This window comes from Pectinatus frisingensis (assembly GCF_015732285.1).
Classification (GTDB): Bacteria; Bacillota; Negativicutes; order Selenomonadales; family Selenomonadaceae; genus Pectinatus; species Pectinatus frisingensis.
In genome coordinates, this window is record NZ_WIQU01000040.1 from 41,184 (window position 1) to 57,248 (window position 16,065).

At 39.1% G+C, this 16,065-nt stretch carries 16 protein-coding genes; 9 read left to right on the forward strand and 7 right to left on the reverse strand.

Annotated features, from left to right (window positions below; translation table 11 throughout):
* Positions 1-8: 8 nt before the first annotated feature.
* The 5 genes from I6751_RS07015 to ispE form a co-directional block, all read right to left on the reverse strand.
* Positions 9-833, reverse strand: a complete 825-nt coding sequence (locus I6751_RS07015; RefSeq protein WP_229711357.1) for an undecaprenyl-diphosphate phosphatase — start codon at positions 831-833, stop codon at positions 9-11.
* Positions 834-944: 111 nt separating this feature from the next.
* Positions 945-1,919, reverse strand: coding sequence for a ribose-phosphate diphosphokinase (locus tag I6751_RS07020; protein ID WP_182187131.1), 975 nt, complete (start codon positions 1,917-1,919; stop codon positions 945-947).
* Between the two features lie 120 nt (positions 1,920-2,039).
* Positions 2,040-3,407, reverse strand: coding sequence for a bifunctional UDP-N-acetylglucosamine diphosphorylase/glucosamine-1-phosphate N-acetyltransferase GlmU (gene glmU, locus I6751_RS07025; RefSeq protein ID WP_196590799.1), 1,368 nt, complete (start codon positions 3,405-3,407; stop codon positions 2,040-2,042).
* On the reverse strand, positions 3,408-4,127 hold the full coding sequence (locus I6751_RS07030) for a GntR family transcriptional regulator (protein WP_182187127.1): 720 nt from the start codon (positions 4,125-4,127) through the stop codon (positions 3,408-3,410).
* A 13-nt stretch (positions 4,128-4,140) separates the two neighbouring features.
* The gene (gene ispE, locus I6751_RS07035; protein ID WP_182187125.1) at positions 4,141-5,007 is read right to left on the reverse strand and encodes a 4-(cytidine 5'-diphospho)-2-C-methyl-D-erythritol kinase; all 867 of its coding nucleotides are present in this window, start codon (positions 5,005-5,007) and stop codon (positions 4,141-4,143) included.
* 285 nt (positions 5,008-5,292) lie between these two features.
* On the opposite strand from ispE, the gene I6751_RS07040 reads away from it, so the two are divergent.
* From I6751_RS07040 to I6751_RS07050, 3 genes are read left to right on the forward strand one after another with little or no spacing between them, the layout of a single operon-like run.
* A complete protein-coding gene (locus I6751_RS07040) occupies positions 5,293-7,284 on the forward strand; it encodes a heavy metal translocating P-type ATPase (protein ID WP_196590798.1) in 1,992 nt (663 codons plus the stop codon).
* Between the two features lie 24 nt (positions 7,285-7,308).
* Positions 7,309-7,518: a heavy-metal-associated domain-containing protein gene (locus I6751_RS07045; protein WP_182187121.1), complete on the forward strand. Its 210-nt coding sequence runs from the start codon at positions 7,309-7,311 to the stop codon at positions 7,516-7,518.
* A gap of 13 nt (positions 7,519-7,531) precedes the next feature.
* Positions 7,532-8,212 (forward strand): hypothetical protein, encoded by a 681-nt coding sequence (locus tag I6751_RS07050; protein WP_196590797.1) that lies wholly within the window; start codon positions 7,532-7,534, stop codon positions 8,210-8,212.
* Between the two features lie 86 nt (positions 8,213-8,298).
* On the opposite strand, the gene dhaM is transcribed toward I6751_RS07050, so the two are convergent.
* Entirely contained in the window at positions 8,299-8,688 is a 390-nt protein-coding gene (gene dhaM / locus I6751_RS07055) for a dihydroxyacetone kinase phosphoryl donor subunit DhaM (protein ID WP_196590796.1), read from the reverse strand.
* A 237-nt stretch (positions 8,689-8,925) separates the two neighbouring features.
* Here dhaM and I6751_RS07060 point away from each other — a divergent pair, with 237 nt between their 5' ends.
* The 3 genes from I6751_RS07060 to rpoN are packed head-to-tail and all read left to right on the forward strand — an operon-like array spanning position 8,926 to position 11,960.
* Positions 8,926-9,288 (forward strand): VOC family protein, encoded by a 363-nt coding sequence (locus I6751_RS07060; protein WP_182187115.1) that lies wholly within the window; start codon positions 8,926-8,928, stop codon positions 9,286-9,288.
* A gap of 19 nt (positions 9,289-9,307) precedes the next feature.
* Positions 9,308-10,579, forward strand: a complete 1,272-nt coding sequence (locus I6751_RS07065) for a hexokinase family protein (protein ID WP_196590795.1) — start codon at positions 9,308-9,310, stop codon at positions 10,577-10,579.
* 16 nt (positions 10,580-10,595) lie between these two features.
* Complete coding sequence (rpoN, locus tag I6751_RS07070; protein WP_196590794.1) at positions 10,596-11,960, forward strand: RNA polymerase factor sigma-54; 1,365 nt, start codon at positions 10,596-10,598, stop codon at positions 11,958-11,960.
* Between the two features lie 99 nt (positions 11,961-12,059).
* Here rpoN and I6751_RS07075 read toward each other — a convergent pair whose 3' ends face one another.
* Entirely contained in the window at positions 12,060-12,896 is an 837-nt protein-coding gene (locus tag I6751_RS07075; protein WP_196590793.1) for a methyl-accepting chemotaxis protein, read from the reverse strand.
* 292 nt (positions 12,897-13,188) lie between these two features.
* Between I6751_RS07075 and I6751_RS07080 the strand changes: the two genes are divergently transcribed.
* The 3 genes from I6751_RS07080 to I6751_RS07090 all read left to right on the forward strand — a co-directional run bounded on the left by I6751_RS07080 (position 13,189) and on the right by I6751_RS07090 (position 16,056).
* Positions 13,189-14,460 carry an NAD(P)/FAD-dependent oxidoreductase gene (locus I6751_RS07080; protein ID WP_196590792.1) on the forward strand — a complete coding sequence of 424 codons (1,272 nt, stop codon included), beginning with the start codon at positions 13,189-13,191 and terminating at the stop codon, positions 14,458-14,460.
* Positions 14,461-14,595: 135 nt separating this feature from the next.
* Positions 14,596-15,846 (forward strand): SGNH/GDSL hydrolase family protein, encoded by a 1,251-nt coding sequence (locus tag I6751_RS07085; RefSeq protein ID WP_182187105.1) that lies wholly within the window; start codon positions 14,596-14,598, stop codon positions 15,844-15,846.
* 27 nt (positions 15,847-15,873) lie between these two features.
* Complete coding sequence (locus I6751_RS07090) at positions 15,874-16,056, forward strand: hypothetical protein (RefSeq protein ID WP_182187103.1); 183 nt, start codon at positions 15,874-15,876, stop codon at positions 16,054-16,056.
* The last annotated feature ends 9 nt before the right edge of the window (positions 16,057-16,065 follow it).

Sequence of the window (16,065 nt, forward strand, 5' to 3'; positions counted from 1 at the left end):
ATTATATTTTAACCGATTGACACAAAATATGCAAAAACAAGAATGCCAAGTACTATCCGATACCAGCCGAATATTTTAAAATTATTATTCTTGATGTATCGAAGTAAAAATTTGATTGATATAATAGAAACGATAAAAGCCACAATCATGCCGACGAGCAATATGATTATTTCCTGTGTGGAGTAATTAAAACCGAATTTGATGATTTTTAGTAAACTGGCACCAAACATGACTGGTATGGCGAGAAAAAAAGTGAATTCTGTTGCTACATAACGCGATGCCCCAAAAATAATGCCGCCGAGAATAGTTGCCCCGGAGCGGGATGTACCGGGTACTAATGCTAAAACCTGAAAAATACCAATGATAAAGGCGGTCTTATAGTCCAGATTTTCTAAAGATGTTACGCGGGGATAGCGATTTTTATTATAATTTTCTACGATGATAAATAAAATTCCATATAAAATCAATGTAAACGCTACTACATGGGCATTCATAAAATGCTGCTCCATATAGTTATTGATTAATAATCCGATAACGGCCGCAGGTATGCAGGCAAAAATAACTTTCAGCCAGAGGGAAACTGTTTGACGTTTTTCCAGAATGGTTTTACCGGCGGCAAATGGATTGAGTTTTGTAAAATTAAGTGCTACAACTGATAAAATAGCACCTAATTGAATGACTACCAAAAACATATCCATAAATTTTTTGTCGACAGACATTTTAATAAATTCATTGACTAAAATCATATGGCCGGTACTGCTTACCGGCAGCCATTCGGTAAGCCCCTCAACGATACCTAAGACAGCAGCTTGCACAATGGTAATGAAATCCAAATATTATACCTCCTGTAATCTGTAATTTGTGGATTGCAGATTATTGTAGATTTATGAAAAAGGTCTTCCCCGGGAGGGAAAGACCGCAGGATAAATGCATATAAATGAGAATCAGACTTTTGTTTGAACAGCGTCAGCCATGTCAAATAATTTGCTTACAGAAGTTTGAGTGTAGATACGGGCAATAGCTTCGCCGATTGCCGGTGCTATCGATAGAGAAACTATTTTGCTGGAATGTTTGTCCTTAGGCAGTGGAATAGTGTTGGTAATAATCAATTGGTCGATCGGTGAATCATCGATACGCTGAACGGCGGGATCACTCAGAATACCATGCGTGCAGCAGGCAAAAATTTGTTCTACACCACGTTCTTTTAATGCCTTGGCTCCTTCACATAATGAACCGGCAGTATCGACAATGTCATCAATTATTATAGCGTTTTTACCTTTTACATCACCGATTAGACTCATGACTTCAGCCTTACCAGGCATAGGGCGTCTTTTTTCGATAATAGCGATGGGAGAGTTAAGCCTGTCGGCGAGATTGCGTGCCCGGGTAACACCGCCTAAATCAGGTGAGACAACGACAATATCTGATAAATTTTTTGTGCGGATATATTCTGCCAAAATCGGGGCAGCTGCCAAATGATCGACAGGAATATCAAAAAAACCTTGTATCTGTCCGGCGTGCAAGTCTACTGTGACCATCCTGTTCACACCGGCGGTAGTCATTAAGTCAGCTACTAATTTAGCAGAGATAGGTTCGCGGCCGCGTGTCTTTCTGTCTTGGCGGGCATAAGCATAATATGGAACGACTGCAGTGATATTACGTGCTGAAGCACGTTTACAAGCATCGACCATTATTAAGAGTTCCATCAGGTTATCATTTACCGGCTGACTGGTCGGTTGGATAATAAATACATCCTTGCCGCGAATACTTTCGCTGATCATTACCTGGGTTTCCCCATTGTTAAAGTGTCCCACAAACGTATGGCATAATTCTACACCAATATAATCTACTACCTCTTGTGCCAGCTGCGGATTGGCATTACCGGTAATAATACATAATTTGTCTGTGTTCAAAATCATCAATTTTCCTCCTGCAATTTATATGCATTAATAAATTTTTATTATAAAAGAACAAGATATTGTTCTTTATAAACTGATTTTATCATAAACTGCCAGTAAAATGATAGGACATATCAAAGATTAATTGCGTTTATCATGCCATTTTTCGATATTGGTCTGTCTGGCCCGCCCGACAGCAAGAGAACCATCCGGGACATCTTTGGTTATCGTTGAACCGGCTCCTACATAGGAATTCTTGCCAATTTTTACCGGTGCTACCATATTGGAATTACAACCAATAAAAGCATTATCTTCTATAGTCGTGCGGTGTTTGTTTTTTCCATCATAATTTACGGTTATACAACCGCAGCCCATATTGACACCTGAACCGATGTCGCTGTCACCAATATAACTTAAATGAGGTAATTTTGTACCGGTACCAACATTAGAATTTTTTACTTCAACGAAATTTCCAATATGAACATTAGCAGCTATTTTGGTATGAGGACGTAAATGCACGTATGGACCAACTGTGGCATTGGCCCCAATTTCACAATCATGGGCATAGGTAAAGGAAATTATTGCACCGTCCTTGATAACTGTATCGGAAAAACGGCTGCATGGACCTATTTCGCAATTGGCCCCGATTATACAATTTCCCTGCAGCCATGTTGATGGATAAATGACAGTATCTTGTCCTATTACTACAGTACTGTCGATATAAGTCGTATCAGGATCCATTATGGTAACACCGCTGATCATTAGCTGATGATTTTTGCGGTGATGAAGTATTTTTTCCGCGTGTGCCAGCTGTTCACGGGAATTTATCCCCAGGGTAGATTCATAATTATCGGCAGCTATGGCATTTATTTTTTCATTTTGTTTCTGAAGTATTTCCAATACATCGGGCAAATAATATTCGCCCTGAGCATTATCATGTCCAACTTGGTGTAAAGCCGGGAAAAGTGACGCTGCATCAAAACAATAAATGCCGGTGTTGACTTCAGTTATGGCTTTTTCTGAAATACTGGCATCTTTATGTTCAACAATTTTTTTGAATTCGCCGTTAAAATTTCTGATTATTCGTCCATAGCCGGCGGGATCGGGCATGACAGCAGTCAACACTGAAGCCTGAGCGCCAGTGTTTATATGTGACTCATAAAAATCTTTAAGTATTTTTGCGGTCAGAAGCGGAGTATCACCGCATAATACCATGACAGTATCATTCTTGGTAATAAGTGGTTCCGCCTGTAATACGGCATGTCCTGTACCCAGCTGTTCTTGTTGGACAACTATCCGGGCGGTGTTGCCGATAGCCGTTTCAACTTTATCGCGGCCGAAACCGACGACCACGATGTTTTGGGTGGCACCGGCGTCTTCGGCAGCGTCAATAACATGCTGCAACATTGATTTACCACCAATATGATGCAGCACTTTGGGCAGAGAAGACTTCATGCGGGTACCCTTACCAGCGGCTAATATTATGGTAGAAAATCCTTTTGTATTCAATTAATGTTCACTTTCCTTTTTATCGTATTCTCCGTTTTGTTGGATGTCCTTCATACTTTTTAGAAGTGTCTGTTCTGATTTTTCCATGTGTTTTTCAGCTGCTTTCTGAGCGTCAAGCACATTACCCTGCGCGATAGTGTCAACGATACGACGATGCTCTTCAAGTGTTTCTCGTAACCGTCCGGGGTATGACATTGATTTGGTGCGAAAGCGTGTGAGTTGTTCCCGCAGATTGGAAATAATTCCCACTAAACGATTATTGCGGCTTGCCTTGTATAGTAAATCATGAAATTTAGTATCAGTTTCGACAATTTTATCCATATTATTTTCTTCAATATGTTCGCCAATTTGAACCAGCAGACGCTGTAATTCTTCCAGTTCGTCATCAGATATTCGTTCCGCTGCCAAACCACTGGCAAGGGAGTCCAAAGCAGTGCGTATTTCAAATACTTCGTTGACATCACGAATTGACAAATTAGCGACATACGTACCGCGGCGCGGCATCATTATTACATATCCTTCCAGTTCCAGTTTCCGGATAGCTTCACGTACGGGCGTGCGGCTTACACCCAGTTTTTCTGCCAGATGTATTTCCATCAGACGCTGGCCCGGTTTTAATATGCTGGATCGTATGGCATTCCTGAGTGTCTCAAAGACAACTTCGCGCAGCGGTTGGTAACTGTCTAATTTTATTGGCATCAGTTTTTTATCATTCAACATATTCATCGTCCCCTTACCTGGTGGTATTTGCGGGTTTTGCCGCGTATACATCTATATCGGAATAATCAGCACGCATTTGCGATACTATTTGTTGTGCTGATTGGTAATTTTCACAGATAGCAAAAATACTGGGACCGCTGCCAGACATTAAAGCGGCTTTGGCACCGTAACTACAGAGCTTTTCCTTGTAAACGGCCAGCTGGGGATATCTTTTAATGGTAACCGATTCCAATACGTTTTCTAATAATTTACAAATGCCGTTGAGATTTTTTTTAGTGAGTTCATGCAGCATTGCCCGGGTATTAGGATGATGTACTACAGCAGCGGCATGATAATTGTTATAAACCCATGCAGTAGAAATACCCATTTGGGGTTTGAGAATAACGAGTGCACATTCCGGCAGGGATTGCACCGGAATGATTTTTTCACCGCGTCCCTTAGCCAGCATTGTGCCACCCATGATACAAAAGGGAATATCCGAGCCGAGCCGGGTGCCAAGCTCACATAATTCTTCATCAGGACGATTGAGCATAAATAAACGGTTGAGACCATGCAGTGTAGCTGCTGCATCAGCGCTGCCTCCTGCTAATCCGGCAGCTATAGGAATGTTTTTTTGCAGTGATATTTTTACACCGGTAGTTATTTTATAAGTTTGCAAAAATAATTTTGCGGCCTTATATATAAGGTTGTCTTTTTTGTTTTCAATTCCGTCTATAGCACAATCAAGTATTATATCGCAAATAGCAATTTTTTCAAGCGTGACTATATCACTAAGGTTTATCGCCTGCATTATCATTTCAACCTCATGATAACCATCGGGCCTTTTGCCGAGAATATCCAAGGTAAGATTGATTTTGCCGTTAGCTGTAATTGTAACCAATTTGTCAACTCATTTCCCTGATAAATATAATAAGATTGTAGCAACTTTTTAGGCAAACGGCAATACTTTGGGTGTTTCTTCTTGACAAGATTGGTAAGAAATCGCATAATTAAGCTAAAATAAATTAATTTAGTAATATATTGTATTTATAGTCTGACTTATATTGCGCATTGGGGCGGTTTTTGCAATATATTAAAATTATTAAATGAAATAGTGCATTTACCAGTAATTTATTTTGACTATGGCAATAAATGATAAATGATTTATTGTTATGGAGGATTTTCTATGACGTATCAATTTTACGATTTTAAGCATTTAGCAATAGTAACAAGTATATCAATATTATTTGATATACTTCTCCTCTATATTTTTTTTGCACCGATATTTATTCTGCCCTTGCCGGAATTTATTGCAGGTGCCGTTCCAAGCACGCTTGTATCATTGCGGTTATTGTTATTTTTGCCAATTGTATTCATTAACTATCAGTATTATACTTTTGCAAGCGGAGTTTTCAAGGGGAAGATTTCGGCGGAACTTCTTGTAGCATTGGGAACACTACTTTTTACCGGACTGGGAATATATAATTTTATTTTGGTACTGATGGGATATTCATCTGATATAGGCGGCGCGTATTTTGAGTTGATTGGGACTGCTTTGACATTACTGACAGCAGAAAAGTCTATCGAACGATATTTTAATGGTAAAATGCTGATAAAGCAAAGTGATTTTGAGCCTGATCAGGTTGAGTATGTTTCTGTATTGGATCTTGAAGATAATAGGGAAAAACAACTTTTGATAACCGCAATAAAACCGGATGATATCGTAAGTATTAAGCCGGGGCAAAGAATTCCGGCTGATGGTATTGTATTTTGGGGTGAGGGTGATGTCGATGAGGGGCTGTTTACCGGTATAAAATCACCCGTTCATAAGATCACTGACGATAAGGTTTATGCTCACACTTTTAATAAATCAGGGACTTTTCAGTACAGAGCCGCCTGCACAAGCGGTGCGTCGCTTTATTACCGATTACTGAAAGCGGTTCGGGAAGCGCAGTCTGATGAAATATTTATGGAAAAAATTATTGACACAATTACCAAATATATGACAGTCTTCACTTTTTTTACCGCATTAGTCAGTACTGGAATTGGTATTTATCTACATAAGCCGGTAATGACGATTATATTGGCCGGTGCAATTGTATTGGTGGTCGGATATCCGCAGATAATCATGATGATGAGGCGTAATGCAGTTGTTGCGGCATTAAAAAAATGCAGTGAATCAGGGATTTTTGTGAAGAATGCTGACAGTACCAAATATGTAAAGCATATTGATACACTCATATTGGGGAAAACAGGAATAATTACTAAGGGCAAACCAGTGGTCGCAGATATAATAGCAGAAGGCGTTATGCCTCAGATGCTGCTTTCTCTGGCAGCAAGTGCCGAAAAAAATTGTGATCATTTGATAGCGAAGGCGATAGTTACTGCTGCTGTACGGAATAGAGCACATATAAGGAGAATTTCCTCAATGCAGGAAGTTCCGGGAAGTGGAGTAGAAGCATTAATCAATGGTGAAATAGTTCGTGTAGGTACGGTCGCCTGGCTGGAAAAAGAAAATATTGATATAAGTGATCAAATGCGAATGAAAGCTTTTCAATCAGCTAAGGCCGGCAACACGGTAATATACATCGCCTTAGGCCGGTACTGCCATGGTTTGATTATGCTGACGGATCCAATAGGATACAAAGTCCGCACGGCACTCAGCAGTTTACGGAAGATGGCAATAAATGTGGTAGTTTTTAGTGGCAGTGATAAAAATACACTGCGGGCAATCACTGATGAATTGGCAATAAATCAATACCGGGCAGGATTGACTGCCAATGATAAAGCCAGAGAAACAGCATTGCTGCACGTACATGGTCTTACGATTGCGGCTGTCGGCAATACTGAAAGTGATGCAGCCTTGTTAAAAACTGCCGATATTGGAATAATGCTTGGAGGCAGTATTAGTATAGATGAACCTGTCGATATCATTGTTCCTGCTGCTGATCTTCGGCAAGTCGCTGCAATGTTTCAATTTTTCCGCCAGTTGTCAAAACAGATGAAACAAAATATAGCTATAGCTGTTTTATATAATATTTTAGCTGTCATAGCAGCAACAGGCCTTTTTTATTATGACGGACTGTTTGGTTTTGTTACTTTTTTGGCAGCAGGGTGGGTCATAGCTGTTATCATCATGGGGCGCAATAATTGTATGACGCGGCCTAAACAGAATTAAAATTCATTTTAGGAGGGATCTGTTATGTTGAAAATTTATATTGAAGGTATGACCAATGAGCGTTGTCTTCCACGGGTGAAAGCGGCACTGGGGGATTTAGAGGGAATGCATGAAATAAAAGAGATGAACTTTGCTGAAAAATATGTTGTTGTGGACTGCAGCACTGACAAAGAAACATTACGGGCAGCTATCAGTGATGAAGGATACAACGTGATTAAAATAGAACAAAATTAAAAAGGGAGCCAAAATGAAAAAAATATTTTTAGCTGTGATGTTTTCTTTCCTGATAATATTTCCACAATCAGTTAATGCAGAAATACGCCAAACAGAAAACGGCACAGTAATAGCAAAAGAAAGTGCATTTACATACAGTCAACCGGCATCAGTTTCTGAAAAAAAGCCGGTAGATGTTTCAAATAGTAAGAAGCAAGCTGCCAAAGAAAATATTTTTTCGATTTATGTAAAATCAACGCGTTTTTATAATCGGAATAAGATCAACTTTCGAGCCCATCAGGAATTAGATGTAATGTCTAATTCAAAGACGATAGACTTATTGTTAGATTCTAAACTGCCGCCGCGTATCGAATACACTAAAGCGGGACTGGTAAAAAAACTGATGCTTAAAAAAATTAGTTATAACGACCAATATTTTATTTCATTTAAAATTAAACCGGTTGAGCTGATACCACTTTATGATGCTGACAAAGTTGAAATTGTTTTTCCTGTGATAACGAATGGAACCAATATAAGTTATCAAAAAGATAAAAATGGCGAGTGGAAGCAGGTTTATGTAAAAAAAGAATTAGAGAAAAGTTCGCAAATTAGTGAAGTGCGTTATGTAATTCCACGACAGATAGTTGGAGAATGGCAAGACGTCTTAAATGCTGATTTACGGCCCGGCAGCATCAGTGCTGAGAGAATGTCCTGACATGTCAATGTATAAAAGTTTGATATGACAGTGATGCACGGGTAAAAATAACCATTGCGTATAATGAACGGCAATGGTTATTTTTATTATATTTTATGAATTTGGACGACCTTTGCGGCTACATCAAGTATTTTTTTTACATCGCTGCCCAGGGATGCTTCGATAGCGGCGATAACTGCTCCTTCCAGGATCGGGGCATCAGCAATATGAACATTCTTTTCCGTGAAATGACTATTGCCTCTGATCATATCGGCGCAAATTATGGCACTGCCAAGGTCAACAAAGAGAATAACCCCATCGTCATTATCAGCTTCTTCAATAGCAAATTCAACTTTATCCAGGTCAATTCCCAAAGAACCGTCTTCGCAGCCACCAACGGCGACAATTGGCTGATTGGGTTTGCCTACTTCAGCAGCTATATCTTTTATGCCTTCAGCAGCTTTTACACTATGTGATACTATTACGATTCCTACCATATATATCCATCCTCACTAGCAATATATTAGATCAAAACTTTTTACAGCTTAAATCAGCTTTTTCTTAAAATAAAATGTTACTTTATTATTATAGCATACAGCCGGGGTGACAGAGAATATTTTATTAATAAGGCATAATACATAAAAGGTATTATTATTGAATCTAAACAATTTTGTGATTTTTTGATATAATGATGTAATAATGGATGTTATAATTAATATAGGGGGAGTATGCATATGAAATTCAGATTTGCCCATAATAATCTCAACGTACTTGATTTAGAAAAATCAGCAGCTTTTTATGCACAGGCATTTGGTTTGAAGGAAGTACGGCGTAAGGAAACAGCAGATTTTGTCCTTTTGTATTTGGGTGATGGTCAGACCAGCCACGAATTGGAACTGACATGGTTAAAAGCCCGCAAGGAAAAATATAATCTAGGAGATAATGAATTTCATTTAGCGTTTGCGGTGGACGATTTTACTGCGGCACATGAGCTTCATGAAAGAATGGACTGTATTTGTTATGAAAATAAAAAAATGGGAATATATTTTGTGTCAGATCCTGACGGATACTGGTTGGAAGTAATTCCTAAAAAATGATGAGAGGGATACAATTCCAATGGATGATAAAAAATTAAAAAAAATGCTTTGCGAGTTTAATATTACCATCGATGATCTTAAACAAACGGCGGCTTGTGTGCGTTATGATATTGAGCAGGGACTCAAAAATAAGCCGACATCTTTGAAAATGCTTAAATCGTATATTGGACTTCCCAGTGGAGCTGAGACTGGTGAATATTTAGCACTGGATTTTGGCGGTACTAATCTGCGGGTTGTTTTGGTTCGCCTGGACGGAAACGGCAAATATAGTATTATCAAAAAAATAGCTAAACCGCTTAAAGTACCTGGTGTATATGATTTTATCGGGGCACAGGCAAAGGCTGAGGATCTTTTTGATTTTATTGCCGGGATAATTGCAGAAGTAATAGATGGGGACAAAAAGAAAAAGTATTTTCTCGGGCATACTTTTTCTTTTCCATCCAGTCAGACTAATATATATAATGCCCGGCTTATAACATGGACCAAGGAATTTGCCACAAGCGGGGTGGAAGGCCATGTGGTTAATGATTTGCTAAGGGAAGCATTGATTCGTCAGGGATTCGGCAATGTGGAACCAATTGCGGTCATTAATGATACAGTCGCAGTATTATTGGCGGCAGCTTATAAATCTTCTGATACATATATTAGTTCAATATATGCAACGGGGCATAATACATGTTATTTTGAAACGTATCAGGGATCTGACGGCAAGCCGATGATAATTAATTTGGAAATTGGCGGATTCGATAAATTGGTGGTAAATGAATATGATAATCGCCTTAATGCCGATTCGGAATTACCTGATCAGCAGCGCATGGAAAAAATGGTTTCCGGACGTTACATCGGTGAACTGTTCACTTATTGTATGCAGGATTTATTTGCGGCTGTGGGTAAAATACATTTTAGCAGTATAGATTTATCGGCTATTTTAAATGATGAAGAAACAGAATTGCCTGTCATACGGAAGTTGATTATTGAACGCATTGGTGTTGAAATAACACGGCAGGAAGCTGAGAATATCAAGAAATTGGCGGCCGTTATTGTAAGTCGTTCGGCACGTATTGTTGCTGCCAGTTTCTGCGGTGTTTTGTGGCATATTTTCCCGGAAAACATACCGGCACATAACATCGTTATTGATGGTTCAGTATTTGAGAAGATGCCGCTGGTAACTGATAATATGTATAGAACATTAAATGAAATTCTCGGTGACGAATCGGCCAATGTAAGATTGGTTTTAGAAAATGGCGGTTCTGTTTTAGGAGCTGCCGTGGCTGCGGCTATGAACAAATAAGATTGAGGACCATAAGATGAAGCAGGATTTGGCTTTAAATATAAAGCAAAAATTGATTATGACACCAAGAATGCAGCAGTCAGTGAAAATATTGCAGATGTCATCACAGGATCTGCATGCTGCCATTGAAGAAGAATATAATGAAAACCCTACTTTGGAATTTGCGGAGCTTAAGACGGATAGTGATAGTGACATAAGACAGAAACTTACTGTTGATGACATAAAAAAATTGGCTGAATTTCTGGATAATGGCAAAGAAGGACATCATTCGTCAACAGCGGCAGATGACGAGTATGATTTTACTATACCGGCAGAAGAAAAAAATCTGGCTGATTATTTGTATGAACAAGTTGGATGGACATTTACAGATACAAAAAAGCGTAATATTGCTGATTATATCATCGGCTGTATCGATGACTGTGGTTATCTTACGGCTACACTTGAAGATATAGCTGCCTTAACGCAAAATCCGGTTGATGAAATTGAAGCAATACTGCAGATAATACAATCTTTTGAACCGGCGGGGGTAGGGGCACGCAATTTATCGGAATGTTTAAGACTGCAGGCACGGCGATTAGCTATTTACAATGGACTTACGGCAGTGATAATTGATAAATATTTGCTGCAGCTTGCTAAAAATCAATTAAAGATAATTGCTCAAGCCGAAAATGCAGATATTACTGATGTTCAAAAAGCTGTGGCAATTATAAAGAAGCTGACGCCAAAACCGGGCGCAGCTTATGGAAACGAACAGATCGAGCATATTATCCCTGATGTTACAGTGCGTCAAATTGATGGTAAATATGTAGTACTGGTCAATGAATATACGGTTCCCAGTCTTCGAATAAGTGAACTTTATCGCAACACGCATAATATGGATGCGCAGACGAAAAAATATGTAGAACAGCGTGTTAATTCAGCTATTTGGTTGATTAACAGCATTGAACAGCGCCGCCAAACATTGTTTAATGTTGCTTCACAAATAGTTTTGCAGCAAAAAGATTTTTTTGATAATGGTTATGAATATTTGCGGCCGTTATCTATGAAAACGATAGCCGAGATATTAGGAATCCATGAATCAACGGTCAGCAGGGCTATCGCCAATAAATATATGGAAACACCACATGGAATAATAAGTATTCGTAAATTTTTTCCGGCTAATGCTGTATCTACGACTACCGGAGAAGAAATGATAGCTGCCAAGATAAAAACTGTTATAAAAAACCTGATTGAAGGGGAAAATTCGGCAAAACCATTAAGCGATCAGAAAATCTGTGATTTACTACAGGAGCAGGCTATCGATATTTCACGGCGTACAGTTATGAAATACCGTGAACAATTGGGTTATCAGTCTTCTACGGTCAGAAAACAATATATATAATGTTTGCTTTATTATATTGGATAAAATAATAAGTCCGGTGCTGATGATCTTCTGCTGCCGAAGTATCAGTACCGGACTTATTATTACTAATTTTAGTAATTAATTATCGGATTGTTCCATGGCGGTTTCTAAATTTTTCGCAGCTTTGGTTATATGCGCCAAAGTAGCTGTTATTTCTTCGGTGGATGCAGCTTGCTGTTCACTTATAGCACCGACAGCTTCTATGGATTTAAAAATTTCGGCTACGCCATGATTCATTTCTTCAAGAATAGAATGGATTTGTTCGGTGGCATTTTTGGATTGATCAGCAAGTTTCCGGACTTCTTCCGCAACAACGGCAAATCCTCTGCCGTGTTCGCCGGCACGTGCTGCTTCAATAGCTGCATTCAGTCCTAAAAGATTGGTTTGCTGGGCAATATTATTAATGAATTCGATTACTTTTGCTGTTTCACCGCTTTTTTGTTTTAAGTTGGTTGCTTCCGTTATGGAACCTTGGCCTGATTTGGCTAATTCACCGGCACTGTTGGCAACTTGTTCTATAGATTGGTAAGCTGTTTGTGTGGAAGAAACTACGTCTTTTACAGCTTTTATTAAATTGTCGTTGGCAGCGGCGCTGGTGCAGAAGGCACTTAATGTGCCGATAATTTCATTACTGGCATTGTATAGGGGAATCACGGTAATTTTTTGTCTGCCGTCGGAACTGGTTTTACTGATACGGGTTTTGTTGTTTAGACATTCTTTGACATCTGAGTTAATGGCACCGCCTTTTTGGATGTCATTATTGAGTGATGCTTCTTTTTCACAAGCAAGATATTGTGTCAAATCGGATATTGCGATAAGCGATATATTTGGCAAAAGTTGTTTTACCAAGGGAATAGTAAAACTGAAAGAATTGAAAATATCAGTATCGCTTTTTATATTTTCCGGATAATTCATTATATGATCTCCTCTAAGATGTTAATAAATTTGTATGAATATTGGCATTAATTGCATTAAATTGATTGTAGTTTATTAAATATAAAAAGTCAACATAATATAAAACAATTAATTATTCATATGATAAAATAAATTTTTAATAAAAAAAATTTATTTTTATCATTAATACTATTGTTATTTTATTCACAATCGTTTATAATAACTTTGTGACAAAAAGTACATACTTATTGTACTAAAACATTGCTTGACACAGATTATGCCAAGTGGATTTTTTACGCTGGGAGTGGGAAATATGTCGGGGAAAAGACCTCATGTAGTGATTGTGGGTGCCGGATTCGGGGGAATCAAGGCAGCAAAATTGCTCGCTCGGGAAGATGTGGATGTCACATTGATTGATCGCAATAATTTTCAATTATTTCAGCCGTTGTTGTATCAAGTCTCTACATCAATGCTGTCAATTGATGAAATTGCGTATCCAATAAGAACATTTTTCCGTAAGAACAAAAATGTGCGGTTCATGTTGGCACATGTACAGGGATTTGATGCGAAAAATAAGGAAGTAATTACACCTTATGGGCATGTTAAGTACGATTATCTTATTCTTGCCGCTGGGTCTACTACTAATTATTTTGGCATGAATAAGTTGGCTTATTCCACTTATGGCATGAAAACGCTGCGGGAAGCTATTCATATACGCAATCATGTGTTGCATATGTTTGAACGGGCTGAACGTGAAAAAGATCCGGATGTACGTAAAAAAATGCTTACATTTGTTTGTGTGGGCGGTGGACCTACAGGAATTGAAGAAGTTGGTTCTCTTTCTGAGTTAGTCTATATGGCAATGAAAGATGAGTATCATGGACTTGATTTAAATGAAGTGTCTATAATTCTAATTGAAGCTACTGATAAGGTATTGCCGATGATGCCACCTGATTTGCGTGATGAAACAGTGCGAATTCTGAAAAAGAAGAAGGTTGACGTACGTCTTAATACTCAGGTGGTAGATTGTGATGAAGATGGTCTTACATTAAAAGACGGGACCAAAATAGCTACACGCACTGTAATCTGGGCGGCAGGGGTGAAAGCAGTACCAATGATTGCCAAATTTGGTGCCGAAGTTGATCGGGCTGGTCGGATTATCGTTGGAAAAACACTGCAGGTTCCTGGGCATCCGGAAGTTTTCGCTATCGGTGACTGTGCTCATCTTGAACAAGATGGACATCCGTTGGCGACAATAGCACCTGTTGCAACACAAGGGGCTGTTGTTTGTGTGGCAAATGTAAAAAGCCTTATTAAAGGGCAAAATAAACTGCAGGAATTTACTTATCATGATGTTGGCAGCATGGCAACAATCGGTCGGGGCCAGGCAGTCATGTGTAAAGGCAGCTGGAAAATGAAGGGCTTTTTTGCCTGGAGTGCCTGGCTGACTGTACATTTGATACGTTTGGCGGGAGCCCATACCAATATAACAGTTGCCTTGAAGTGGGCTTGGAACTGGCTGTCAGGGATAAGATTGGGACGTATTATTACCAATATTCCGGATAATCGCGATTCCAATACGTAACAGTTAGAACAAAAACTTGATATAATAAAAAGGCGTCGAATCATTTACTTTATGATTTGATGCTTTTTTTTGTGTTATAATGGTTTTGTTTGGTAATTTATTTGATTAGGCAAATGGATAAGGGGGATGCATATATTGCTGCGTATTGTGTTTATGGGAATATTGTCATTGGTTTGTTTGTCGCAGACAGCTGTGGCGGCGCCTATGCATGATAAGGCGGATTATACAGGGACAATAAGTGACTCGGTGAATAAGGTAAGTATTAAGTGGACACCAATAGCCGGTGCTGTTCAGTACAGGCTTAATATCACCGATAAAACAGTGATATTGAAAACAGTTAAGCCTATATATGCTGCTGGATGTGAGCTGGATGTGAAGGATTTGTCTGTTGATTTTAAAAATTTGGATTGGCAGGTACAAGGACTCGATTATAACGGCGCTCCGGTAAGTGAATACAGCAAGCCGGAACCTTTGTCGAATGCAATAATAAACAGTGATCGTCCTATTGCGACAACACAATTTGACAAGATGAAATATACACCGGTTTATCCCACATACTCATGGATACCATACTTGAATGCAGCCAAGTATGCGATACGTGTTTATCACAGTGATAGTGGCAGATTTGGCACGGCAGATACCTTATTACATGAATATAAGACGGATACAGGGTTTGATTTTTATGATCCGTCAGCCTATGTAAAACCTGGACAATATTATTGGACTATTCAGGCGAGAAATGTCAATGATCGTCCGATAAGCCACTGGTCAAAGCCGATATATTTTTCTGTAATCAATAAAAATATTATTACAGCAGCTTTGGGAGATAGTATTACACATGGCGGCGGGGCAATTAGTACGCCACCGGGGTATCTTATATATGACTGGCAGACATATTGCCCGGTTCCGGTATTGAACATTGGCTATAGTGGGGATACCACGAGTGCAATGCTTAAACGTTTTACGTCCGACGTACTTCCATTTAAGCCGCAGGTCCTGGTGATAATGGGCGGTGTAAATGACATCCGAACCGGAATAACGGCTCAGGAGGTCATAAATAATTTGTCACAGATACGACAGCTGTGTATTGATAACAATATTATACCGGTATTGGTAACAGTTACACCTGTCGAACCGGCTAAGATGCAAATTGTCGGCAGAAATCCGCCTGATGACTGGCAGTCTCAGTTAAATACGGTTAATAATTGGATAATGTCCTACAAAAATTCAATAGATGTTGCGTCCCTTTTGACTGATAACAGTGGATTGCTGCGAAATGACTTTACGACTGATGGACTGCATCCTGATATGATCGGTAAGGAAATAATCGGGTCAACTATCGGACAGGCACTATTAAAAAATTATCCGGATATTTATAGTAAATAGGACAAGTTTGTGTAAAATTTCTGAGGAATGGTGATTGTTACGCCGGAAAATGATGATATAAAAAACGTCGAGTCAGCTATACGGGCAATCAATAAGCTTTGCGGGCATTGTTCCATTTGCAGCAGCCAATGTCCTGTGGCTGTTGCCCGGCGGGCGATGGAATCGTTGTGCTATGATTTGCAACGCACGCATGATGAAAATAACATGTGAGGCAAAAAT